Raw genomic sequence first — 23,326 nt, 5'->3', positions numbered from 1 at the left:
ACCTGGTAGCCGTCCATCGCCGCCTGCAGCGCGCAGATCGGGTCGATCTCCGTCACGATCACGCGGGCACCCTGGCCGCGCAGCGACTCCGCACACCCCTTGCCGACATCCCCGTAGCCGCACACGACCGCGGTCTTGCCGCCGATCAGGACGTCCGTGGCGCGGTTGATGCCATCCACCAGCGAATGGCGGCAGCCGTACTTGTTGTCGAACTTCGACTTCGTCACCGCGTCATTCACATTGATCGCGGGGAAGAGGAGCGAGCCCTCGCGGTGCATCTCGTACAGACGGTGCACACCCGTCGTGGTCTCCTCCGTCACCCCACGGATGCCGTCGGCCAGGGCCGCCCAGTCGATGGTGGAGCGGCCCAACAGGCCCAGGACGACGCGGAACTCCTCGTTGTCGGAGGTCGACGGGTCCGGCACGGCGCCCGCCTTCTGGTACTCGACGCCCTTGTGGACCAGGAGGGTGGCGTCACCGCCGTCGTCCAGGATCATGTTCGGGCCCGCGTGGCCGGGCCAGGTCAGCGCCTGCTCCGTGCACCACCAGTACTCCTCCAGAGTCTCGCCCTTCCACGCGAAGACCGGTATGCCAGCGGCGGCGATCGCGGCGGCGGCGTGGTCCTGGGTGGAGAAGATGTTGCAGGAGACCCAGCGGACCTCGGCGCCCAGGGCCACCAGGGTCTCGATCAACACGGCCGTCTGCACCGTCATGTGCAGCGAGCCGGTGATGCGCGCACCGGCCAGCGGCCGCGCCTCGGCGTACTCCCGGCGGATCGCCATCAGACCGGGCATCTCATGCTCGGCGAGCGTGATCTCCTTGCGGCCGAACTCGGCCAGGGAGATGTCGGCGACCTTGTAGTCCGTGAAGTCAGCCTTGGGCGAGGGCATGGGCGCTCCTTTTCTTCGGTTCATTCCTGCTGTTCGGTACGTACGGGGTGTCCCGGGTGTGCGTGAGCGGCACGGAGCCGAGGACGTTGCGGTGGATCTCCGTCGTCGCGGTGGACTTGTTGAGCGTGATGTAGTGCAGCCCGGGCGCGCCCTCGGCGAGCAGCCGCTCGGCCATGGCGGTGGCGTACTCGACGCCGATGCGGTGGCCGTCCTCCGGCCGGTCGCGGGCGGCCTCCAGGCGCGCGGCCAAGTCCTCCGGGAAGGCGGCCTGGGAGAGTTCGGCGAAGCGGCGGATCTGGCGTACGTCCGTGGCGGGCATGATCTCCGGGATGACCGGAATGTCGCAGCCCGCGGCCGCGACCCGGTCCCTCAGCCGCAGATAGTCCTCGACGTGGAAGAACATCTGCGTGACGGCGTAGTCGGCGCCCGCACGGCACTTGGCGACGAAGTGCCGGATGTCCGAGTCCCAGTCGGACGAGCGCGGGTGCCGCTCCGGGAACGCGGCCACGCCGATGGTGAACTCGCCCAGGGAGCGGACGAGTTCGACCAGTTCGTACGCGTGCGTGAAGCCCTGGGGGTGCGGGGTCCAGGGGCCGAGCGGGTCGCCGGGCGGGTCGCCGCGGAGCGCCAGGACGTCCCGGATCCCGGCGTCCGCGTACTGCCCGATGATGTGCCGCAGCTCGGCGACCGAGTGTCCGACGGCCGTGAGGTGGGCGACCGGGCGCAGCGTCGTCTCGGCGGCGATGCCGCGCGTGAGGGCGACGGTGCGGTCCCGGGACGAGCCGCCCGCGCCGTAGGTGACGGAGACGAAGTCGGGGCGCAGCGCCTCCACGCGGCGCACGGCACGCCACAGGGTGCGCTCGCCCGCCTCGGTCTTCGGCGGGAAGAACTCGAAGGAGAACGTTGGTGTCGCTGGCTCGGGTGTCGCTGGCTCGGGTGTCGCGGGTGCGGGTGTCATGCGGCGTCCTCTCCATCGCGCGCTGGCAGGTGCGGCTCGAGCTCCGCGGCCGCTTCCGCTCCGTACGCCGCCGTCAGGTTGGCGAGCAGCCGCTCCGGCGTGGCCTCGTACGACTGGGAACCGACCGTGCGGATCGCCTCGGCCGCGACCGCGCAGCCGAGCCGGGCCGCGACCGTCGGCGCGAGGCCCCGGGCGATGGCGGCGAGGAACCCGGCCCGGAACGCGTCGCCGACGCCGGTCGGGTCGGTGACCGGAACGTCCGGTACGGCGGGGACCGTGAAGGCGGTGCCGTCGGCGCGTTCGGTGCGGACGCCCTGCTCTCCGAGCGTGGTGACCCAGGTGCCGACCCGGGCCAGGACGTCGTCGCGGGTCCAGCCGGTGCGTTCGCGGAGCAGCGCGGCCTCGTACTCGTTGGTGAACAGCCAGCGGGCGCCGTCCACGAGGTCCCGCACCTGCGCGCCGTCGAGGCGGGCGAGCTGCTGCGAGGGGTCGGCGGCGAACGGGATGCCGAGCTCCCGGCACTGGCGGGTGTGCCGGAGCATCGCCTCGGGGTCGTTCGGCGCGATGAGCACCAGTTCGGGGGCGGGGGCGGGGCCGCTGCCGGGCAGGGCCGTGAGGTCGATGTCGCGCGCCTCGGCCATGGCGCCCGCGTAGAACGCGGCGATCTGGTTGGCGTCCCGGTCGGTGGTGCACATGAACCGGGCGGTCTGCCGCTCGTCGGAGACCAGGACGCCGCCGGTGTCGACGCCGTGCTCCTTGAGCCACAGCTCGTACGGCCCGAAGTCGGTGCCGACCGCGCCGATGAGGAGCGGGGTGAGGCCGAGGCCGCCGAGGCCGAAGGCGATGTTGGCGGCGACACCGCCGCGGCGTATTTCGAGGTCGTCGACGAGGAACGACAAGGAGACATGGTCCAGTTGATCGGGGATCAACTGGTCCGTGAATCTGCCGGGAAACACCGTCAGATGGTCGGTGGCGATCGAGCCGGACACCGCTATACGCACGTAAGCACTCCCGTCGAGGGCGTAAGCCAAGCCGAATCAGAGGCCGGTCGGCCGGTCGGCTGGTCGGTAGGCCAGCCAGTAGGCCTACCTGGTGGCAGGCCGGTCGGTCTATAGGGCCTCTTTCGGCCCCGGAGGCGGCAGTTTCAGCCCCGAAGCCCGACCGCGGTCGGGCTTGCCTTCGGCCTCAGCGGCTGACCGCCTCCGGCCTCAGCGGCCGACCGCGGCCTTCAGCCGGGCGGCGCGGTCGGTGTTCTCCCAGGTGAAGTCGGGCAGTTCGCGGCCGAAGTGGCCGTAGGCGGCGGTCTGCGCGTAGATCGGACGGAGCAGGTCGAGATCGCGGATGATCGCGGCCGGGCGGAGGTCGAAGACCTCGCCGATGGCCCGCTCGATGTCGGCCTGCGGGACGGCGGCGGTGCCGAAGGTCTCCACGAACAGGCCGACCGGCTCGGCCTTCCCGATGGCGTACGCGACCTGGACCTCGCAGCGGTCCGCGAGCCCCGCGGCGACGACATTCTTGGCGACCCAGCGCGTGGCGTACGCGGCCGAACGGTCCACCTTGGACGGGTCCTTGCCGGAGAAGGCGCCGCCGCCGTGCCGGGCCATGCCGCCGTACGTATCGATGATGATCTTGCGGCCGGTGAGGCCCGCGTCCCCCATCGGGCCGCCGATCTCGAACCGTCCGGTGGGGTTGACCAGGAGCCGGTAGCCCTCGGTCTCCAGCTTGATGCCGTCCTGCGCGAGCCCGTCGAGGACGTACTGCACGACGTGCTCGCGCAGGTCGGGCGCGAGCAGCGAGTCGAGACCGATGTCCGGGGCGTGCTGCGAGGAGACCACGACCGTGTCGAGCCGGACCGGGCGGCTGCCCTGGTACTCGATGGTGACCTGGGTCTTGCCGTCCGGGCGCAGGTAGGGAACGGTGCCGTCCTTGCGGACCTCGGTCAGGCGGCGCGAGAGCCGGTGGGCGAGGTCGATCGGCAGCGGCATCAGGCTCGGCGTCTCGTTGGTGGCGTAACCGAACATCAGGCCCTGGTCGCCCGCGCCCTGTTTGTCCAACTCGTCACCTTCCTCGCCTGCCGTGGCGCCTTCCACCCGCTTCTCGTACGCCGTGTCGACACCCTGCGCGATGTCCGGCGACTGCGCACCGATGGAGACGGAAACGCCACAGGAGGCGCCGTCGAAGCCCTTGTCCGACGCGTCGTAGCCGATCTCCAGGACCTTCTCGCGGACCAGGGTCGCGATGTCCGCGTACGCCTTGGTGGTCACCTCGCCCGCGACGTGCACCTGACCGGTGGTGATCAGCGTCTCGACGGCGACGCGCGAGGCCGGGTCCTGGGCGAGGAGCGCGTCGAGAATGGTGTCGCTGATCTGGTCGGCGATCTTGTCGGGGTGCCCCTCGGTGACGGACTCCGAGGTGAACAGGCGGCGGGTCATGGCTCTCCAGGTTCGTTGGGGCGGGCAGGCGGGCAGGCGGGCGAGTGGAGGTGGAGGTGGAGATTTCGGTTCCGTTTGTCGAGAGTTCGGTCGCTTCAGTCGCTTCGGTCGCTGCGGCTGACCCGATGTATCCGGATATACGTGTCGTTGGCTGACCGGGGTTCGAACCCGCCACCCCCTTCCGCCCACTGTTGCCGGATCGGCTTGCCTGAGACTTGTGCCCCGCCGGAACCGGGGAATGCTGACTAGGGCTGACAACAGCCGACTAACGGGAGTACCGGAAACCGTTCCGGTACTCGGTCGGCGTGGTGTTGAGCTTCCGGCGGAACGCGCGGACCAGGGTGTCGGTCGTGTTGAACCCGCAGGCGGAGGCGATCCGTTCCAGGGTGGCGTCGGTGGACTCCAGCTGGTGGCGGGCGCGTTCGACGCGCGCGGACTCGATGTAGGTGGCGGGGGTCATGCCGAGTTCGGCCCGGAAGACGCGGGTGAGCTGCCGCTCGCTGACGTGGGCGTGCTCGGCCAGCTCGGGGATGGTCAGGGACCGGTGCAGGTTCTGGGCGATGAAATGGCGCAGCTCTTCCACGCGGCGGGTGGTGGAGACGGGCTCGAGCGGCACGCTGAACTGGCTCTGCCCACTGGGCCGCTTGAGATACATAACAAGCTGACGGGCGATCCGCAGAGCGAGCTGCTCCCCGAAGTCGTCGGCGACCAGGGCCAGGGCGAGGTCGAGACACGAGCTGATCCCGGCGCCGGTCCACACGTCGCCGTCCCGGATGAAGATCGGGTCCGCGTCGACCGTGACGTCCGGGTGGTCGGCGGCGAGCTGAGCGGCGGTCGACCAGTGCGTGGTCGCGCGGCGTCCGTCGAGCAGCCCGGCGGCGGCCAGGATGTGGGCGCCGACGCAGACAGAGGTGACCCGCCGGGTGGTGGCGGCCAGCTCCCGTACACGCTCGACCACATGCTCATGGGCAAGGGCGGTCACCCGGCGGTGCCCGTCGACGCGCACGGAGCCGGGCACGATGAGGGTGTCGATACGGCTCTCGGCGACGTCCTCGAAGGTGAGGTCGGGCAGCACGCGCACCCCGGCGGAGGTGCGTACGGGGTCGAGGGCCTCGGCCGCGAGCACGACGCGGTAGCCGGTGGCGGTGTCCCTCTCGCGCTGGGTGAGCGCGAACACCTCCGGAGGCCCGGTGACGTCGAGCAGATCGACGCCGTCGAAGAGCACGATGACGATCAGCCGTTCCACGTCCGGCTCCTCTCTTCTTGGCTCGCTGCCCCTCCCCTCGCCCGATGTCCGTATCTGCAGGTTGCATGACCTGGCGGACACGTCGGGGGGCTCATAGCGTGGCACACGAGGCGGTCGCCCAGTGACCTGACCCTCTTGAATTCCTTGACTCCCACCCGAGGAGGGCCCTTTCATGCCTGCCACGACGCCTACAACGACGCCTGCGACGACCCTGCGGAAGCTCAGCGGCCTCGACGACACCCCGGCGACCCTCGCCGACGCCACGTTGATCATGGTCGACTTCCAGAACACGTACACCCGGGGCGTGATGGAGCTGACGGGCTGGGAGGCCGCGCTCGACGCGGCGGCGACACTGCTCGACCGCGCGCGTGCCGCCGGGACGCCGGTCATCCACGTCGCGCACGACGCAGGCCCCGGCACTCCGTACGACGTACGCGCGGAGATCGGCGCCATCCACCCGGCCGTGGCCCCGCTCGACGGGGAGACGGTCGTGGTCAAGACCGCCGCCCCGAACTCCTTTCACCACACCGACCTCGAGGACAAGCTCAAGGCCACCGGTCGCGAGAACGTCATCATCGCCGGGTTCATGACCAACATGTGCGTCACCTTCACCGCCGAGGGCGCCTTCCTACGCGGCTACACCCCCACCGTCGTCGCCGACGCCTGCGCCACCCGGCCCCTGGAGGCGGCCGGAACCGCCGTCTCCGCCGAGCAGATCCATCTCGGCGCGCTCGCCACGATCGCCGACCGTTACGGAGTCGTCGTGCCCTCCGAGAAGTCACTCGCCTGACAAGGGAGCGGGTCAACCTCGTTCGGTGGGCCGTTCCGTGGGCCGTTCGGTGGGCCGCTCGGTCCGGTGGGCGGCGCGGGCGGGTCCGCCATCCGTGGCAGGTCGGCGTCGGTGATGGTGTCGAGTACGTCGGCGACCGTGGTGGTGGTAGTGGTGGCGTCGGCGCCGCCGTCGGAGAGGCCGGACGCATCGCCGGAAAGGGTGCGCAGCAACCGGGCGCATGCGCTGACGAGTTGGGTGGCGTCGGTGTCGGAGAGCCGCTCGCGGTCGTGTACGGCGGCGAGTACGAGGTCGCCGTCGACGTCCCGGTAGGCGAGCAGCGTGACCGGGAACGCGGTCTGCGCGCCCGCGGAGCCGGGGGGTTCGACGCGGATGCCGCGCGCGGCGAGCGCACCCTCCAGGCCGTCGGACGTACGCGGGTAGTTCTCGAAGACGATGAGGCTCTCCACGAGTTTCTCGCCCGCCCTGCGGCCGCTCCACTCGTGGATCTGGCCGGTCGACACCCATTCGTACGCGGCCATGTCCAGGGCCTGGTCGCGGAGTTGGGTGAGCAGCGCGGTGAGCGGGGCCTCCGGGTCGACCTGGAGGGTCATCGGCAACGAGTTCATCAGGAGGCCCGGGAGGCGTTCCACCGCGTCCAGCCCGATGCCGCGGCCGGAGACCGTGACGCCGAAGCCGACCGGGGCGGGTCCTGCGGCTCCGCTCGCGCGGTACAGGAGCAGCGCCCATACGGCCTGCAGGGCGCTGGACTCGGTGGCGGCGCGGGCCGCGGCCCAGGCGCGCAGCCGGTCGGCCTCGGCGGGCCCGAGCCGCACCTCGGCCCGCCCCGGGCCGCGCTCGCCGGTCGCGGGTCCGGGCACGGCGGGCCGTACGGCGGGGGCGACGGACGGCACGGCGCCGGACCAGAACTCGCGGGCGGGGCCGGTGTCCTGGTCGGCGAGCCAGGTGGCGTAGTCCCGGATGTCGGGGCGGCGCTCGCCGCCGGGCAGGGCGCCGTCGGCGAGGTAGGCCCGGTAGAACTCCTGGAGCAGGATGGAGACGCTCCAGCCGTCGAGCAGGACGTGGTGGAAGGTGAGCAAGATGCGGGCCGACGCCTTGGCCTCGGCGCCGGAGGATTGGGAGGTGTACATATCGGGGCCGTACGACTCGGGGGTGGCTGGGTCGTCGACGACGGCGATCCGGAGCAGGCCGGGGCGGTGCAGGTCGAAGCCGCGCAACCGGTCTCGTTCGCGCAGCTCGTCCCAGTCGACGGTGCCCGCGGAGTGGCGTACGACCTCGGCGGCGACATGCTCGTGCAGGACGAGGCAAGGCTCTTCGTCCCAGTCGAAGGCGGCGCGCAGGACGGTCTCGCGGTCGAAGACGGACTGCCAGGCGGCGATGAACCGGCGGATGTCGAGGGGCCCGTGCCAGCGCCAGAACCGCTGCTCCACATAGCGGCCGGTGCCGCGGTGGGCGAGCGCGTCGAGCAGCAGGCCGTGCTGCTGGGGGGTTACGGGGACGGTCACCAGGCTGTCCGCCGCGCCGTCGGCGGAGTCGGTGCCGCCTGCGGAGTCGGTGCCGTCTGCGGAGGCAGTGCCATCGGACGCGTTGGTGCCGCCGTCGGGCAGCAGGGCGGACATACCCGGCAGCGCGGCGGCGCCGGGTACCGGCACGGCCGGACTTCTGGCGGACGTGCCGGAGCCCGGGGTGGCGATCTCGGCGGGGGCGACGGTGGCCGGGTCGGCGCCCGCGAGCGTGGCGAGCACCCAGCCCATCTGCTCCACGAGCGCCTCGACGCCCGCCTCGTGCACGCCGTCTGCGGGGCTCGGCACCCAGGTCAGGCCCATGCGCAGGCGGCCGCCGTGGACGATGCCGTACGCCTCGATGCCGTAGACCCGCTCGCAGCGCGCCGAGTGCTCGCGCGGAACGGGGCGTCCGGACAGGGTAAAGCCACCGCCGGGGCTCAACTGGTCGGCCTTGCCGTAGTAGTTGAAGCAGACGAGCGCGGGCGGCAGCTCCCGCAGCAGGGTGCGCAGCTCCCGGTCGGCGGCGAACTCGCGGCAGGCCCCGAAGCCGACGCCGCCCTCGGGCACGCCGGTCAGGTCCGCGCCGATCTGGGCGAGGTACTGCTCGGGGTGCGCGGCGCGGTCGGCGGCGAGCACGACGGGGTGGATGGAGGTGAACCAGCCGACGGTGCGGTACAGGTCGTCGCGGCCGTGCCGCCCGTGCGTCGCCACGTCGAAGGTGACGGCGCGGCTGCCCCGCCAGCGGGCCAGGGCCTGCGCGAACGCACCGGTCATCACCTGGTGCACCTGCAGCCCGAGCCGGCGCGGCAGCGGTCCGATCAGCCGGGCCGTGGCGTTCGGGTCGAGGGAGAACTCGACGCGGCGGATGTGCTGTTCGTCGGGCGCGGGCTCGGTCAGAAGCAGCGTCTGGGCCTCGGTGCGGGCGGCGGCCAGGCGCCGCCAGTAGTCGGCCTCGCCGGGCCGCGCGGCGGTGGCGGGCAGCGCGGCCACCCAGTCCCGATAGCGGCAGGCCTCGTCGGGCAGCGCGGGCAGGGCACCGTCGGCGAGCGAACCGAGCGCATGCTCCAGGTCCTCGAGCAGGATCCGCCAGGACACCCCGTCGACGACCAAGTGGTGGACGGCGATGAGGAGATGGACTGCGGCTGCCGGGCGCTGCGCGGCGGCGTCGGTGCGCCGGTCGTGCGCGAGCAGCGCCCGCACGTTCACTCCGGCGAGCGGGTCGAGACTGCGCTCCACCTCTTCCATGACCTGGTCGAGTTCAGCGTGGCCGGCGGTGTCGCGCTCCCAGAGGACGTCGCGGGGCGCGTACGCGGCAAAAGGGACCGCGTCGACCATGGCCCGCGCCTCGGGGTCGCCCTCGCCCTCGAATCGGGCGGACAGCGCGGGGTGCGCCCGGACCACGGCCTGCAGCGCGAGCCGCAGGAGCGCCGGGTCGACGGGCCGGTTGAGCTCGAGCAGCACCGACTGGTTCCACTGCTGCGGATCGGTCTTGATGTGCCGGAAGAACCAGCGTTGTACGGGGGCAAGAGGGGAGCGGTTGCCGGGGCGGTGGGCCCGGGCCGCGGGGGCGGCCGTCGAGTCGCCCTCGAGGCCTTGGGCCACGACGCGTTCGCGCAGGAGCGTGTCGATGTCGGTGTCCGGGTGCGGGTGGTCGGTGGCGTTGAGGTGGTCGAGGGTGGTGCGGGCGTGCGGCCCGAGCCCGTCGAGCTCGGTCACGGGCGCCTTCGGGTGTCGCACCAACTGCCCGGCGAGCGTGGTGACATGCTCGGTGAACGCCTCGGCCGTCGCGGGCTCGATCCGCGCCGCGTCGTACTTGAGGTACCCGTGCAGGGTGCCCTGGCCCTCGTACAACTCCAGGGTGAGCAGGCCGAGTCCGGGCGTGGGCACGTCCCGGCGCCAGTGGGCGCGCAGCCCGCCACGCAGCATGACGCCCTCGGTGGCGGTGGCGGCAGTGTCGTCCCAACTGTGCAGGAGAAACGCGCAGTTGAAGGGGATCCGATTCGCCGTGCCCGGTGCAAGCCTGGCGATCCGCTGGTACGGCAGCCGTGAGTTGTCCACGGCACGGGCTAGTTCGGTCTGTACGGCGGTGACGTACTCGGCGGCGGTACGGTCCTCCTGGCCGGGTGCGCGCACCAGGAGGGTGCGGACGAAATGGCCGACGGTGCGGTCGAAGCGCGGGTCGGTGCGGGTGCCGAGGGGCACGCCGACGGTGGGCGCGGACTGTCGGCCGTAGCTGCCGAGGGCCTTCAGGTAGGCGGCGAGCAGCACGGCGGCGGCCCCGGCTCGGTGGGCCCGCGAGAACGCGGTGACCTCGGACCACAGCTCGGCGTCGAGGGCGAGCGGCACGGCCGCCTCACGGGGGGCGGCGCTCTCCGCGGCGGGTACGTCGAGCGGGAAGTCCACGGTCAGGTCGGCACCGTCGAGCCGCTCGCACCAGTACGCCTCGGCGGCGGCGGGGTCCTTGTCGGCCTCGCGGGCACGGGCGGCCACGTAGTCGCCGTAGTCGGCCGGGGCGGGCCCGGGCACGTCCCCGTACTCGTACGCGGCGAGCAGGTCGGCGAGGAGCAGGGCGGTGGACTCGCCGTCGACGACGAGCTGGTGGACGACGAGCAGGAGGGTGTGGTGGTCGGGGCCGTGCCCGATGAGCACGGCGCGAAGGGCGCCGTCGCGCTCCAGGTCGAGCTCCTGCCGGGCGTCGGCGATCAGGGCCCGGGCCGGAAACTCACCGTCGCGGTCACGGAGCGCCGCGGTGCGCCGTTCGAGGCGCGGTACGCGGGTCGGGCCCAGCCGCAGATACGGCCGCCCGTCCCCGTTGGTGTCGTCGGCGGGGTCGGTGACGCGGGCGGAGAGCAGCGGGTGCCGGGCGACGAGCCGGGCGAGGGCGGTCTGCAGCGCGTCGGAGTCGAAGGGACCGCGCAGGTCGACGGCGAGCGGCACGTTGTACGGGGACGCGGCCGGGTCGGCGCGGTGGCGAAGGAGCAGGCCCAACTGGTCCTCGGTGAGCGGCAGTCGGGCCTCCCTGGCCGCCTCGGGTCCGGTGGCCGGGGCCGGTTGCGGCACGCCTGAGTTCTGAAGCATGGTCATCGCTGTCTCCTGCATCGCATCCGAAGGATGTACCCGGCCATGGGCGCACTCCTCCTCGGCAGTCCGCACCCGGCACGAGGCTGCCTGGGACCGCTGACGTGGCGCTGTCACGCGTCATCAGCGCAATCCGGCCTCGAAGGCGTAAATGGCTACAGCGCCCGGATCCCGGCCCGCGCAAGGGCGTCCGCCCCGACGAGAAACAGCCGCACACCCGCACCGACCCGCGGCACCGCCCGCACCAAGGACGTCGGCCCGCGCGCCGCCACGGCCCGCCCGATGCCGGTACTCGCCTCCGTCATACCGTGCCTCCTCACGTAACCAGCCCGCTGACCGGACCTGGGCACCGTACCGACGCGACCCCCACCAACCGCCCCCGCTCCACCGGCACTCCAGGGCATCCGGACGGACCCCCGTCCCCCCGTCGAGGTCGGTCCATCAGTCCAGGGGCTCGGCGGGCTTGGTCATGCCCCCGCCCGCGTCGCCCGTGTTGAGGGTCCCCTCCGGTTCGAGGAGCAGAATGGCGGTCTCCTCGTCGGCCACGGGACAGTGTTCGACCCCGCGCGGGACGACGAAGAGCTCCCCCGGTCCGAGTACGACGTCCCCGTCCCGGAGCCGAATGGTCAGCCGACCGCTCAGCGCGAGAAACAGCTCATCGGTCTCCTCGTGCGAGTGCCAGACGAACTCGCCCTCGAGCTTGGCGAGTTTGACCTCGTAGTCGTTGAGGTCGGCGATCTTCTTCTGCGTCCATAGCTCGCTGAACCGCGCGAGCTTGTCGGCAAGGTTCACGGCTGAGGTGGTGGGCCTATTCGTCTTGCGACCAGTGCTCTTGTCCATGGCACGAGCGTCCCTCCACCGCCCACGACAGATCTTGTACGTTCCTGACATGACGAGCGAGCGGCCCCGGCCCCAGATCCGTGCGTGGCGTCCGACGGTTCCAGGGATCGCCGAGGTGTTCCACGCCCACTTCACCGATCACGCGTACCCGGTCCACACCCACGACACCTGGGACCTGATGATCCTCGACGACGGGTCGGTCGATTTCGCCCTCGACCGCCACCGCCACGGCGCCGCCGGAGCGGGCACAGTCGTACTGCTGCCGCCCGGCGTTCCGCACGACGGGAAGACCGTGAACCCGTCGGGGTTCCGCAAGCGCGTGCTCTATCTCGATACGCGTGTCCTGCCGGAGCGTTGGGCCGGAGCCGCGGTGGACGGCCCGGTCCACGGAGACCCGCTGCTCCACCGCCGTATCCACCAATTGCACACGGCCCTCGGCAGTCCGGGCGACGCGTTCGAGGCGGAGTCCCGCCTAGCCTTCGTACGGGAGCGACTGCTGTTCCACCTGCACGCCGCGGCGGAGGCACGGACGCCGGGCCGCGAGGCGGGACGGCTGGCGGCCGCACTACGCGAACTCCTCGACGCCCGTATCCCCATCGGGATCTCCCTGGACGAAGCAGCGGCGATCCTCCAGGCCCACCCCACCCACCTGATCCGCTGCTTCAAGCAGACGTACCGCCTGCCCCCGCACACGTACCTCACCGGCCGCCGCATCGACCGGGCCCGCCGCCTCCTCCTCGACGGCCTACGCCCGGCCGAAGTCGCCACGGCCGTCGGCTTCTACGACCAGGCCCACCTGAACCGCCACTTCACCCGCCACCTGGGCACCACCCCCGCCCGCTACGCCTCCCTGCGATAGGGGGTGGCTGAGGTCACCGACGACCGCGCGCCTCCCGCCGCATCGTCCACAACTTCGGCCCGTCCCCGGGCAGTTGCAGCTCCTCGCGCACGGTGAAGCCGAAGTGCTCGTAGAACGGGAGGTTGGACGCCTTGGACGACTCGAGACACGTAGGCAGACCCGCGGCGTCGGCCTGGGCAAGCCCCGAGCGCAGCAGGGCAGCACCGTGCCCCTGCCCCTGGGCGGCGGGGTCGGCGCCGACCACCGCCAGGGACCAGTGCGGCTCCTGGGGTGTGTGCTGGGCGGCCATCTTGACGGTGTCCCGGAACAGCGGGGCCCGGTCGCCGAGAATGTTCTGGAGCTCCTGAACCGTCTCCGCGTCCGGAATGGCCTTGGCCTGGGCCGCCGGCGGTACCCAGAACGCCGCCGCCGACTCCGTGTGCTCGCAGACGGCGTGGTGGACGTACTGCCGCGTGAAGATCGTGGCGAAGTAGCGGCTCAGCCCCGACGCGCGCGAGGCGTCGTCGGGGAAGAACCAGCGCATCATCGGGTCGTCGTCGAAGGCACGGGCCAAGGTGCGGCTGATCAGCCGGGCGTCATCGCTCGTCGCCCTCCGCGGAGTCGGCGGAGCGGGTGGAGTCGGCGGAGTTGACGGAATCGGCGAATTTATCGGACTCGGGCTCTGGCTCGGCATACGGGTCATTCTGCACCCGGTGATCTTCGGTGGCAGAGCCGGGTTCCGTACCGGTCGCGGGAGGAGTCGGCGGCCAGGGAACCTCGGCCAGGAGAGGAAGAATCGACTCCTCCTCGTAGTCGAGATGTGCGTTCAGCTCCGTCGACATCTTTTCCAACTCGGCGCGGAAACGCTCCGGTTCGGAGATGCTGATGTCCGCGAGGAGGGCAACGAGTTCGCTCTGGATGCGTGCGACCGTACGGTGTTCGGCACCGAGCCGGTCGAAAACCTCCGTCAACTCGGGGTGATAGCGCGCGATGCCGGGAAACAGGTGCCGGTCCTCACTGGTGTGGTGGAACTCCAGGGCCTGACAGAACTCCAGACACCGCTGACGGATCTGCAGCCCGAGCCCCGGGGCCGGTGGCTCGCCGGGGCCCTGGTGCGCCGCGCGTACGGCGAAGTGGGCATCGACCTCCGCCTTCACTTGCGTCAACTGGCCACGCAGCCAGGTGTGAACCTCCAGGAGTTTGTCGGCAAGGGTGAAGACATCGCGGGGCGAAGACGTGGGCATACGGGTGTGACCCTCCGGAAAACGCAGTGAATCCGCACAGACCACAGCCCACGGATCGCGGATCGCGGATCGCGGATCGCGGATCGCGGATCGGGGGCGAACGCGGTTGGAGACGCCGTCGGGCAAGGCACACGGACGGCACGAAGTGCGGAGAGAGAAAACAAGATGACGTACGGGCGATGCGTTACGTCATGTGCAGGGCGCAGAGCTTGAACTCATGGCGTACTCCCTGAGTGAAGGGTGCTCGCCCAGTCACCGACCGGCCCACTGCTCTTTGGTCGGCACCACGCGACACCGGGGCCCATTACACGCACCCGGCCCAGGGTCTGTCAACGCCGGGTTGCCGCCATGGTCGCCATGAAGCCCGGGTCCAGCATCGTGCGGGCCGAGGTGTCGCGGGACGGGTCGAGGCCCGTGTCGTGGGCGGCGACGCTCAGGAGGTAGTGGCCCAGGGCCGGGTGGGTCGTGAAGGACCATTCGCCGCGGGAGGCCGATGTGCCGTCGGGGGCGAGGAGGCGGCCGCTGCGGAGGCCGAAGCCGAATTCCGTGAAGCCGAGGCGCATGCCCTGGCCGAGAGCCTTGGTGTAGGCCTCCTTCAGGGTCCAGAGGCGGAGGGTTTCCGCGGTCTGTTCCGGCTGCGGGAGGTGGGCCAGTTCGGCTGCCTCCGGGGGGATGCACATCTGTTCCTGGAGGAGGTCGAAGCGCATGCGGCGGTCCGCCGGTTCCGCGTCGACGCCGATACGGCCCTTGCGGCTGAGGCCCACGGCCAGGAGGTCGCCCGTGTGCGTCAGGCTGACGTCCAGCTGGTCGAAGCCCCTCAAGTACGGGCGGCCGCCCAGGCGGTACGCCAAGTCCAGGGACTCGGGGCGGACCCTGAGGGCCGCTGCCGCCGTGTACTTGACCAGGAGGCGGGCCGCGAGGAAGCGGTAGCGGACCGTGGGGTCCGGGGTGCGGCGGTAGCGGATCCAGTCGCGGCCGAGGAGGCTGCGCAGGCCGGGGTGGGTGAGCGCGGCGGGCAGCCACTCGCCCCACGTCGTGTAGACCACCGCGTTGCCGAGGTCCGTCAGGTTCTCGTGCACGCCAGGCCAGGGGCCGTCCGGGCGCGGAACGTGGAGGGGGGTGCTGATGCTCAGGGACGTCTCTTCCAGGGTCTCCCGGGTGTCCAGGGTGTCCTGGGTGTCCAACGCCTCCCGCGGTTCCATCAGGTGTCCCCTTCTCAGTTATCCGGTTCTCAGCTAGCCGGCGAGCCGGGTGTCGTACAGGTCGAAGCTGCGGCCCTCGCGGTACCGGTCGAGCACCTCCGCCAGGACGGACTCCTGGACGCCGTCCGGGATTTCGGGCACCGGAACGCCCAGGCGGCGGCCGATGCGGGAGAGCGCGAGCACCGGCCAGGCCGGGGCGGCGAGAAAGGAGTCCGTGCCGTCCTGGCCATGCCAGACGCCCAGGCACGCGGCGGCCGCGAGGACGAGGGCGTACCGGTCGGCGAGGGCGCAGGCGCGCGGGTCGACGAGCGCGGCCCGGTCGGTCCCGGGGAGTGCGCCGCACTGTTCGCGCAGCGCGCGCAGCTCCTGCACGAACGCCTCCGCGAGGTCGGCGAGCGCCGCCCGGACCGGTCCCGCGGAGCGCAGCCGCCCGAGGCGTTCCACGGCACCGACCAGGGAAGCCGCCAGGAGATCCTCGCTGCCCGTGAGCGTCAGGCGCCGGTAGTCGAAGGACGGGAGCGGTGCCGTCGGCAGGAAGAGGCGGTCCGGAGGCTCGTCCGTGCGGAACCAGGAGTGGTGGGCCAGGGTGCGCAGTTGCGGGACGAGGACCGCCTGGCAGGCCGCGGCGCCCGCGTGCCCGAGGCCCGCCACTGGCAGGTCGCGGACGAGCTTCTGGAAGCCGCCGTAGCGCGGGCCGCGGTCGTAGCCGCGGGCGCCGAGCACCGTGGAGAGCTCCTCCAGGTCCTCGCGGAGCAGGTCCGGGACCGTCAACTTCACGGCGGCGGCGGAGAGATGGGAGCTGTCGGGCAGCAGGCTCAGCGCCCGCAGCGACGTGACCGCCATGCTGTCGGCGGCCAGGAGGTCCGCGAAGACGCCCGCGAGCACGCTGTGCCAGCGGCGCGGCGGCTGCTGCCCGGCCCGCCCCTCGGTGGCGGCGCGCACCGCGAACCGCAGCACGCTGTCCACCCCGGCGATCACCGTGCCGGGGATGAGGCAGCGGTTGACCTGGTAGGTGCGCAGGGCCAGCGGGATGCCGTCGCCGAGCTCCCCGACGAGGGTGTCGGCGGGCACGTGACAGTCGGTGAACTCCAGGCCGGAGAACCGGCTGCCGCGCATCCCTGGCGTGTGGACGCGCGGCAGCCGACGCTGGCCGCCGGGCGGCAGCCGCTCGGGATCGAGCAGCAGCACGGAGTGGCTTCGTGGGCCGGCCGTGGCCGCCGTGCGGGCGTACATGACGAACGCGTTCGCGCGGTCGGCGTTGATGACGACGTCTTTGCGGCCGTCGAGTACGAAGCCGTCCTCGAAGCCTCCACGTGCGGGGCTGGCGCTGAACTCGTCGCGCAGGATCGCGTTGGCGTGGGCGAGTTCGTGGTGCAGGATCGGCACCCGGCCGGCGTCGAGCAGCCGCCGGGCCGTCCAGGCGCGCTGCCGCTCGTCGCCGGCCGCCCAGACGGCGGAGGCGCCGAACAGCGAGGTGATGCCGTAGCCGAAGCCGAGGGCCACGTCGCGCCGGAAGACGGGGCGAAGGACCCGGGCGAGTACATCGGGCCGGGTGAGCCACCCGCCGAGCTCCGCGGGGACGAACTCGGCGCTCAACCCGGCGCGGGTGAGCAGTTCCTCGGTGACCACGGGCACCTCGCGCCGGTCGTCGGCGGCGAGCAGCGCGCGGTGCCCGTGCGGGTTGTACGGGTCCTCGGGGTCGCCGAGCAACTCCTCCAGGCGGGCGGCGCGTTCGGCCCCGGTGCCGTGTGGACCGCCGGGGGCGTCGTACCCGGGGGCGTCGTACCCGGGGGCGTCGTACCCGGGGGCGTCGTACCCGGGGGCGCCGTACGCGGGCGTACCGTGCCCGGACGTCTCCGAGGGAGCCGTGGGTGGCCCGGACGGGTCGGTGAGCGTCGTCGTCACAGGACCCGGACCGCGCTCTCCGCGTGCTTCTTCGCGAGCTGGAGGGTCGCCGTGCTGTTGCGGCCCAGGGCCTCACGCACATAGCCGCGGGCGCGGGCGACGTCGGCGCCCTCGCCGAGCACGCGCTCGATGTTCTCCTCGCGGAGCACCACGCTGTGCTGCGAGGTGACGGTTACCCCGGTCTCGTCGGAGACCACCGACCATTCGCCGGTGTGCGCGGTCATCAGGAGCGGCGTGGCGGTCTGTTTGTAGACGATCCGGCCGGCGTGCGGGAAGCAGACCCGCACCGACTCGGTGGTGTGCGTGGAGCCGTCGGCGGTGACCGTGTCCATGGCCATCACCTGGACGCCGGGCTCGTCCTCGGTCAGGTCGAGCCGGGAGACGTGCGGCACGAGCTCGGGCCAGTCGCCGACCCGGTACAGGAAGTCGTAGACCAGCTCGGCCGGGCCGTTGACCCGCACGGAGTCCTCGAAGGACATCACCAGGTCGTCGAGGTGCGCCCAGCGCTCGGCGAGCACCCGCAGATTCTCCAGCTCGGAGCGGCTGTTGGTGTCGGTGGCGCGCTCCACCCAGGCCACGTCGTCGGGGTTGTCGTCGGCCACGGTGAAGTCGTGCAGGAGCGTCAGACGGGAGCGGTCGGCGCCGAGGGGTTCCACGATCCAGGTGCCGCCCATGGACTGCAGCGGCTTGGCGGGCAGCTCCTGGCGGAACTCGACCACGCGCCGGTCGGCGTCCAGGACCCGGCGCGACGTCCAGGACTTGACCTGGCCGTTGGCGGTGGCCCACATGCGCAGGCGCTCCCGCTCGCCGTCGAACTCCAGGCGCTCGACATGGACGTTGGGCGGGAAGAACAGTGGCCACTGGACGGCGTCGGAGATCAGACCGTAGACCACGCCCGCGGGCGCGGCCACGTTCACCTCGTGCTTCGTGCGGTGCACTCGCTCTGCGGACATCTCGGCTACCTCTCTCGGTACGGGGCACGGGGGCGCGGCACCTGCGGGTGCCGTGCGGGCACGGCTGCTACCTGGCCGTGCCGTGGGAGACACCCCCTAGGGGGTCCGCTCCGCGCGCGGAGCGCCAACGGTGGTTCCGACGGTGTCCTGAACCGCTCGATGCCCGGACGAGCCCCGCTCGAGGGACGCCACATCCGGCACACCGGACGCCTCGGCCCCACCGGGACCCGTCCGCGGCGGCTCCACCGGGTGCACCGGCAGCAGCGCCTCGTCGAGGGCGTGCCGGGTCAACAGGGTGCCGTGTGCGGCGAGATACCCGTCGGGCCGGATCAGTGCCCAGCCACCCGGCTCCAGGCCGAGCGCCCGGCACAGCGCCCCGTCGGGGTCGGGCAGCGGGTGCGGACCCACCTGTTCCGCGGCCACACCATCACCGTCCCCGCAGACCGTGCGCACCGAAAGCCACGCCCCGTACCGGGCCGCCGCACGCCGCGCGGTGCGCGCCGGGGTGTCGGCGGGACCATGGGCAGCGGCCGCGACCAGGAGCGTCCAGCGCGGATCGCGCAGTTCGGCGGCGAACGCCAGCGGGCCCGGCGCGTCGGGCCGCAGCGCCGTGGCGGTGGCCACGCGCTCGCCCGGGGCCGGTACGTGGAGCCGTCGTCCGGGCAGGACGACGGTCGCACCGTCGGGCGTCACCACCGGCACCGGCTCCGGGCGCTCCGGCGTGGTCAGCGGGCTCTTGGCGTAGTGCAGGCGGAGCCCCGACATGCCGCCGAGTACCTTGCGCTGCACCGCGCGGCGCAGCGGACGCACCGCCCGTACGACCGAGAGGACGACCGGCAGGGCCACCGAGGCGAGCGCGTTCTTGAACTGGACCAGGAAGGTCGCGGTGCGCGTCGAGCCGAGCAGCGCCTCGCCGACCGGCACCCGCTCGGCGCCGTAGCTGTCGAGCAACTCCCGTCCGGCGTGGCCCTGTTCGACCATGGCGAGTTTCCAGGCGAGGTTGTACGCCTCCTGGATGCCGGTGTTCATGCCCTGCCCGGAGGCGGGGCTGTGCACATGGGCGGCGTCGCCCGCGACGAATACCCGGCCCTCGTGCATCCGCTCCACCATGCGCTGCTGGAACGTGAAGACGGAGCTCCACTCGGGCTCGCCGACCCGCACCTCGTGGCCGAGCCCGGTGGACAGCTTGGCCGCGAACTGCCCGGCGGCGCCTGTGGGGTCCGGCTCGCCGGGGGCCGCTTCCAGGCCTGAGTCCGAGCCGGGGCCGAGGCCGGGGCCGGGGCCGGGGCCGGGGTCACCGCTTCGGTCGCCTGCCCAGCGCGGGGGTGCCGCTGCGCCCACCCGTGCCGCCCCAGCGGCACGACTGCCCGCAGCGCCACAGGCAGGCGCCGTGTCCAGGAGCCGCCAGTGGCCGTCCCTCGCGTACGGCACCATCATCAGCGCGTGGCCGCCGGTGTGCACCCAGTAGATGCTGTCGGGCGGCAGCTCGGTGCGGACCGGGGCATCCGCGAGCATCCAGGTCTCGCGGCTCTCGCCGAGCAGCGGGAGGCCGAGCTGTTTGCGTACGGTGCTGTGCCCGCCGTCGCAGCCGATCAGCCACGGCACGGCGTACCGCTCCTCGGTGCCGTCGGCATGCCGCAGCGCGGCTCGTACGCCCGTCGCGTCCTGGTCAAGGCCGGTCAGGCGCACGCCCCATTCGACCTCGACGCCGAGCCGGGCGACGGCGGCGCGCAACACTGCCTCGGTGCTGGCCTGTTCGATGATCACGGTGTACGGGAAGCGGGTCGGCATCGACGCGTAGTCGGCCTCCAGGCGGACCCGGCGGCGGCCGCCCGCGAACATCGTGAACGCCCGGTTGTGGCGGCCGTGCCGGAGCACCGGCCCGACCGTGCCCATCTGGTCGAGGGTCTCCAGGGTGCGCGGGTGCACGGCGACGGCGCGGCTGGTGCGGGCGGGGCCCTCGGCAGCGTCGACGAGGCGTACGGGGACGCCCCTGCGGGCGAGTTCGTGGGCGGCGGTCAGGCCGACGGGGCCCGCGCCCACGACCAGGACGGCGGGCTGCCTGCGGTCAGCCGACACGGACGCGCCCCGGTGCCGCCACGCTCGCCACCGCGCCCGCACCGGCGAGCGCGGGCTGCCGCTCGTCCTCGTACATCCCCGGCTCGGCGCTCACCAGCGGCTTCAGGTCCCGCACGATCGACTGGAACTCCTCGCTCGTGACGGCCGCGCGGTGTGCCTCCGCGCTCTCCCACACGGCAATCTCCAGGTGCACCGGGTCGGGCCCTGGACCGAGGCCGCGGAGCTGCTGGTGGCTGACGTAGCCGGGCCTGCTTGTCATAAAGGCGGTGAGCCGGTCGCGTACGGCGAGAAAGGCGTCGTGATCGCCATGGACGGTCAGCTTGTTGACGAATGTGACCATGAGGTGCCTCCTGCTTAGGGGTACTTGGGGTGGGAGACCAGGGAGAACGCTGGGGTGGGGAGGTGGGAAGAACGCAGCCCGGATCAGACTCCGGCAGCCGCCGTCTCCGCCTCGGATCGTTCCCGCAACTGCCTGCGCAGCAGCCGCCGTTCGGGCTTGCCGGTAGGCGTGCGGGGCACGGCGTCGAGGGACTCGACGCGGCGGATCCGCTCGTGCGGGCCGAGCTGTTCGTTGGCGCGGTCAGCGATGGCGTCGAGGGTGTCGAGCACGTCGAGTTGCGGGTACGGCTCGCCGGGCGGTGGGTCGGCCAGGACGATGCCCGCCCACACCACCGCCCCGTGCACGGAGTCGGGCCAGCCGACGACCACGCACTCGGCGACGCGGGGGTCCTCGGCGAGGGCGCGCTCGACGGTGGTGGGCGAGACGAGTTCGTTGTCGTACTTGAACATGTCGTCGAGCCGGTCGACGAGGTACAGCACGCCGTCCACGTTGAGGTAGCCGACGTCACCGGTGGAGAACCAGCCGTCGGCGTCGATCCGGGACGGCTCTGCGGCTGCCGGGTCGGACTCCAGGTAGCCGGCCATCACCTGCGGCCCGCGCACCTGCACCTCTCCGCCGGACCAGACCGGCACCGGGGCCCGGGTCTCCGGGTGCACGATGCGGCATTCGGTGCCGGGCAGCGGCAGGCCGACGGCGCCGCGTACGGGGATGTCGTCGAGCCGCTGGTTGTGCGAGAGCGGGGAGAGCTCACAGAGCCCGTACCCCTGGATGACGGGCACCCCGAGCGCCCGCTGCAGGCGTTCGGCGGCGGCCGGGGCGAGGGCGGTGCCGCCGGAAAGCACGGCCCGCAGCGCGGGGCCCGCGGGGACGCCGGGGTGGGGCGTGTCCAGGCGCGGGTCGGCGGCGAGGCGGTGCAGCCGGGCGGGCAGGCCGTAGAGGTGGGTGGCACCGGTACGGGCGGCCAGGCCGAGCGGGGCCAGCGGATCGGGGTCGCGGCACAGGAGCTGCGAAGTCCCCGCGCAGACCGCCGAGTTGAGGTGCATGACGTGGTACAGCGGCAGGTGGTTCACGGTCACCGAGTCCGGTCCCAGGTCGTGCGCGAGGGCGATCTGGTGGGCGTTGGCGACCAGGTTCCGGTGGGTGAGCCGAACGCCCTTGGGGCGGCCCGTGGTGCCGGTGGTGAACTGCACACAGGCCACCGCGCCGAGGTCGACGGTGCCCGAGGCCGCGGGCACCCCGTCGGGGACGGAGTCGAGCGCGAGGTGCAGCGGGACCGCGTCGGCCGGTACGACCCCGTCGTCCGCGTCGGTGACGACGAGGGTACGCAGCGCGGGCAGCTGGTCCCGGAGCTTGGTGAGCACCTCCGCGATGGCCGTCGGCACGAACGCGATCTCGATCCGGGCGGCGTGGAACACGTACCGCAACGCGGCCTCGCGCAGCAGCGGGTTGACCAGGGTGACGGTGCTGCGGCTGCGGGCGGTGCCGTAGTAGAGGGCGGCGAAGTCCGGGTCGAGCACCTGAGTGACGCCGACCCGCACGCCGTCGCGGCCCTCGGTGGCGGAGCGCAGCCAGGCGGCGACCCGGTCGGCTCGGGCGTCGAGCGCCGCGTACGACACGGCACCGCGCTCGGTGGTGACGGCCGCGCCGTCGGGGTCCCGGACGGCGGCCCGGCGCAGCAGTCCGTCCAACGGCAGTTCCGGAAACGTGAATTCGGGCACGCCTGACCTCCTCCGGAGGCAACTACAGAACTGGTGGGTGCTCTCACGCTGGTTGGCGTCTCTCGAAGAGCCGTCGAGGTCCGCTCGAATCCGGCCACAGAACAAGCCGCGCAGCGGCCCGCTCGACCAGTACCCGGGTGCCGCTCGATCCGGACCGGCCAGGTTTCTTCTCCGTACGCACCACAGTCGTACGCACCGAACCGGCACCCGATGGGGGATTCCCGACATGACGCAGACGACCGTCGCCCGGCCGAAGGTCTCGGCCCTTCAGGAGGCAGTGCAGGGCGCCGCGGACCGGCTCGTGGAGGCCGGCGCCGCCGGCGTGCAGTTCCGGGTCGCCCGGGGGGACGAGGCGTTCGTCGTGACCTCCGGCATCGCCGAGCTGGGCACCGACCGTCCCGTCCCGGAGGACGGGCGCTTCCGTATCTCCTGCATCACGAAGCCGTTCGTGTCCGTGGTGGTCCTGCAGCTCGTCGCCGAGGGCAAGATCGAGCTCGACCGGACCGTGGAGAGCTATCTGCCGGGCCTGCTGCCCTACGGCGAGAAGATCAAGATCCGTAATCTGCTGCAGCACACCAGCGGGCTTTACAACTACATGGACTCGTTCCAGAAGCCGGGCGACCGCTTCCTGAACGAGCGGTACAAGCACTACGAGCCGGAGGACCTGATCGCCATCGCGGCTGCCAGGCCACTGGAGTTCGAGCCGGGCACCGAGTTCGCCTACTGCAACACGAACTACTTCGTCATCGGCCTGCTGATCAAGGAGGTCACCGGCCGCTCGTACCGCGATGAGATCACCGACCGGGTCCTGAACCCGCTCGGCCTGACCGAGACGGTGCTCCCGGGCGACGACCCGAACATCCCGGAGCCGCACGCCCGCGGCTACATGCAGATCGGCGGCAAGGCCGAGGACGTCACCCTGATGAACCCGTCGGAGGCCGGCTGCGCGGGCGAGATCATCTCGACCACCAAGGACCTGGACACGTTCTTCAAGGCGCTGTTCAGCGGACAGCTCCTGAACGAGCCGGAGTTCACCGAGATGACCACGCCGCTGCCGCCCGAGATGATCAAGGACCTGCCGATGGGCATCGGCTACGGCCTAGGCATCATGAAGCTGGAGAACGACCTGGACCTGGACCTGTGGGGCCACGGCGCGGGCATCCCCGGCTACGCCACCTTCGCGGCCACCACCCGCGATCTGAACGCCCGCGTCCAGCTGTCGTTCACCATCGGCGACAAGGACTTCGGCCCGGAGGCCGAGCAGGCCGTCATCCGCGGCGTCAACATCGCGCTCTGCTCTTGAGGTTG

General features: G+C 72.1%; 18 protein-coding genes and 1 pseudogene. 3 read left to right on the top strand and 16 right to left on the bottom strand.

The genetic code is table 11. The annotated features are described in order from the left end of the window. From ACWD10_RS34895 to ACWD10_RS34875, 5 genes are all read right to left on the bottom strand, one after another. Positions 1 to 890, bottom strand: an 890-nt coding sequence (locus ACWD10_RS34895; RefSeq protein ID WP_451097703.1) for an adenosylhomocysteinase, incomplete at its 3' end; no start/stop codon positions are given. Further along, entirely contained in the window at positions 871 to 1,848 is a 978-nt protein-coding gene (gene metF / locus ACWD10_RS34890) for a methylenetetrahydrofolate reductase [NAD(P)H] (RefSeq protein ID WP_451097702.1), read from the bottom strand. The genes metF and ACWD10_RS34895, both read right to left, overlap by 20 nt. Further along, a complete protein-coding gene (locus tag ACWD10_RS34885; RefSeq protein ID WP_451097701.1) occupies positions 1,845 to 2,849 on the bottom strand; it encodes a carbohydrate kinase family protein in 1,005 nt (334 codons plus the stop codon). Before ACWD10_RS34885 ends, metF begins: the two co-directional genes overlap by 4 nt. A gap of 207 nt (positions 2,850 to 3,056) precedes the next feature. Next, on the bottom strand, positions 3,057 to 4,280 hold the full coding sequence (metK, locus tag ACWD10_RS34880) for a methionine adenosyltransferase (RefSeq protein ID WP_451097700.1): 1,224 nt from the start codon (positions 4,278 to 4,280) through the stop codon (positions 3,057 to 3,059). 265 nt (positions 4,281 to 4,545) lie between these two features. Beyond that, positions 4,546 to 5,526 carry a GlxA family transcriptional regulator gene (locus tag ACWD10_RS34875; protein ID WP_451097699.1) on the bottom strand — a complete coding sequence of 327 codons (981 nt, stop codon included), beginning with the start codon at positions 5,524 to 5,526 and terminating at the stop codon, positions 4,546 to 4,548. A gap of 172 nt (positions 5,527 to 5,698) precedes the next feature. Here ACWD10_RS34875 and ACWD10_RS34870 point away from each other — a divergent pair, with 172 nt between their 5' ends. Then, positions 5,699 to 6,316: a cysteine hydrolase family protein gene (locus tag ACWD10_RS34870; RefSeq protein ID WP_451097698.1), complete on the top strand. Its 618-nt coding sequence runs from the start codon at positions 5,699 to 5,701 to the stop codon at positions 6,314 to 6,316. On the opposite strand, the gene ACWD10_RS34865 is transcribed toward ACWD10_RS34870, so the two are convergent. From ACWD10_RS34865 to ACWD10_RS34855, 3 genes are all read right to left on the bottom strand, one after another. Continuing rightward, entirely contained in the window at positions 6,277 to 10,905 is a 4,629-nt protein-coding gene (locus tag ACWD10_RS34865) for a condensation domain-containing protein (protein ID WP_451097697.1), read from the bottom strand. The genes ACWD10_RS34870 and ACWD10_RS34865 overlap by 40 nt on opposite strands. 149 nt (positions 10,906 to 11,054) lie before the next feature. Further along, on the bottom strand, positions 11,055 to 11,204 hold the full coding sequence (locus ACWD10_RS34860) for a hypothetical protein (RefSeq protein ID WP_451097696.1): 150 nt from the start codon (positions 11,202 to 11,204) through the stop codon (positions 11,055 to 11,057). Positions 11,205 to 11,340: 136 nt separating this feature from the next. Next, complete coding sequence (locus tag ACWD10_RS34855) at positions 11,341 to 11,739, bottom strand: cupin domain-containing protein (protein WP_451097695.1); 399 nt, start codon at positions 11,737 to 11,739, stop codon at positions 11,341 to 11,343. A gap of 49 nt (positions 11,740 to 11,788) precedes the next feature. Between ACWD10_RS34855 and ACWD10_RS34850 the strand changes: the two genes are divergently transcribed. Beyond that, on the top strand, positions 11,789 to 12,598 hold the full coding sequence (locus ACWD10_RS34850) for a helix-turn-helix domain-containing protein (RefSeq protein WP_451097694.1): 810 nt from the start codon (positions 11,789 to 11,791) through the stop codon (positions 12,596 to 12,598). Between the two features lie 13 nt (positions 12,599 to 12,611). Here the strand turns inward: ACWD10_RS34850 and ACWD10_RS34845 are convergent, their stop codons facing one another. From ACWD10_RS34845 to ACWD10_RS34810, 8 genes and pseudogenes are all read right to left on the bottom strand, one after another. Continuing rightward, the gene (locus ACWD10_RS34845; RefSeq protein WP_451097693.1) at positions 12,612 to 13,151 is read right to left on the bottom strand and encodes a GNAT family N-acetyltransferase; all 540 of its coding nucleotides are present in this window, start codon (positions 13,149 to 13,151) and stop codon (positions 12,612 to 12,614) included. A gap of 172 nt (positions 13,152 to 13,323) precedes the next feature. After that, positions 13,324 to 13,806, bottom strand: a pseudogene (locus ACWD10_RS34840) (hemerythrin domain-containing protein); the annotation flags it as partial. 344 nt (positions 13,807 to 14,150) lie between these two features. Next, a complete protein-coding gene (locus ACWD10_RS34835) occupies positions 14,151 to 15,023 on the bottom strand; it encodes a 4'-phosphopantetheinyl transferase family protein (protein WP_451097692.1) in 873 nt (290 codons plus the stop codon). Between the two features lie 33 nt (positions 15,024 to 15,056). Continuing rightward, entirely contained in the window at positions 15,057 to 16,928 is a 1,872-nt protein-coding gene (locus ACWD10_RS34830; RefSeq protein WP_451097691.1) for an acyl-CoA dehydrogenase, read from the bottom strand. After that, positions 16,925 to 17,881, bottom strand: coding sequence for an aromatase/cyclase (locus ACWD10_RS34825; RefSeq protein WP_451097690.1), 957 nt, complete (start codon positions 17,879 to 17,881; stop codon positions 16,925 to 16,927). Before ACWD10_RS34825 ends, ACWD10_RS34830 begins: the two co-directional genes overlap by 4 nt. A 96-nt stretch (positions 17,882 to 17,977) precedes the next feature. Next, the gene (locus ACWD10_RS34820; RefSeq protein ID WP_451097689.1) at positions 17,978 to 19,960 is read right to left on the bottom strand and encodes an FAD-dependent oxidoreductase; all 1,983 of its coding nucleotides are present in this window, start codon (positions 19,958 to 19,960) and stop codon (positions 17,978 to 17,980) included. Further along, positions 19,950 to 20,300, bottom strand: a complete 351-nt coding sequence (locus ACWD10_RS34815; RefSeq protein WP_451097688.1) for an antibiotic biosynthesis monooxygenase family protein — start codon at positions 20,298 to 20,300, stop codon at positions 19,950 to 19,952. The genes ACWD10_RS34820 and ACWD10_RS34815 overlap by 11 nt, the downstream gene beginning before the upstream one ends. Before the next feature lie 83 nt (positions 20,301 to 20,383). Continuing rightward, positions 20,384 to 22,018 carry a class I adenylate-forming enzyme family protein gene (locus ACWD10_RS34810; protein WP_451097687.1) on the bottom strand — a complete coding sequence of 545 codons (1,635 nt, stop codon included), beginning with the start codon at positions 22,016 to 22,018 and terminating at the stop codon, positions 20,384 to 20,386. A 226-nt stretch (positions 22,019 to 22,244) separates the two neighbouring features. Between ACWD10_RS34810 and ACWD10_RS34805 the strand changes: the two genes are divergently transcribed. Further along, on the top strand, positions 22,245 to 23,321 hold the full coding sequence (locus ACWD10_RS34805; protein ID WP_451097686.1) for a serine hydrolase domain-containing protein: 1,077 nt from the start codon (positions 22,245 to 22,247) through the stop codon (positions 23,319 to 23,321). Positions 23,322 to 23,326: the final 5 nt, after the last annotated feature.

This window comes from Streptomyces sp. NPDC002851, from assembly GCF_053591935.1.
The sequence above is the reverse complement of the archived record's forward strand: the minus strand, read 5'-3'. Positions and strand labels throughout refer to the sequence as shown.

Excerpts from the sequence above, each read along its gene's own strand:
- ACWD10_RS34850 (WP_451097694.1), top strand. The coding sequence starts at position 11,789 with ATGACGAGCGAGCGGCCCCGGCCCCAGATCCGTGCGTGGCGTCCGACG.
- ACWD10_RS34855 (WP_451097695.1), bottom strand. The coding sequence starts at position 11,739 with ATGGACAAGAGCACTGGTCGCAAGACGAATAGGCCCACCACCTCAGCC.
- ACWD10_RS34835 (WP_451097692.1), bottom strand. The coding sequence starts at position 15,023 with ATGGAACCGCGGGAGGCGTTGGACACCCAGGACACCCTGGACACCCGG.
- ACWD10_RS34860 (WP_451097696.1), bottom strand. The coding sequence starts at position 11,204 with ATGACGGAGGCGAGTACCGGCATCGGGCGGGCCGTGGCGGCGCGCGGG.
- ACWD10_RS34815 (WP_451097688.1), bottom strand. The coding sequence starts at position 20,300 with ATGGTCACATTCGTCAACAAGCTGACCGTCCATGGCGATCACGACGCC.
- metK (WP_451097700.1), bottom strand. The coding sequence starts at position 4,280 with ATGACCCGCCGCCTGTTCACCTCGGAGTCCGTCACCGAGGGGCACCCC.
- ACWD10_RS34870 (WP_451097698.1), top strand. The coding sequence starts at position 5,699 with ATGCCTGCCACGACGCCTACAACGACGCCTGCGACGACCCTGCGGAAG.
- metF (WP_451097702.1), bottom strand. The coding sequence starts at position 1,848 with ATGACACCCGCACCCGCGACACCCGAGCCAGCGACACCCGAGCCAGCG.
- ACWD10_RS34825 (WP_451097690.1), bottom strand. The coding sequence starts at position 17,881 with ATGTCCGCAGAGCGAGTGCACCGCACGAAGCACGAGGTGAACGTGGCC.
- ACWD10_RS34865 (WP_451097697.1), bottom strand. The coding sequence starts at position 10,905 with ATGACCATGCTTCAGAACTCAGGCGTGCCGCAACCGGCCCCGGCCACC.
- ACWD10_RS34805 (WP_451097686.1), top strand. The coding sequence starts at position 22,245 with ATGACGCAGACGACCGTCGCCCGGCCGAAGGTCTCGGCCCTTCAGGAG.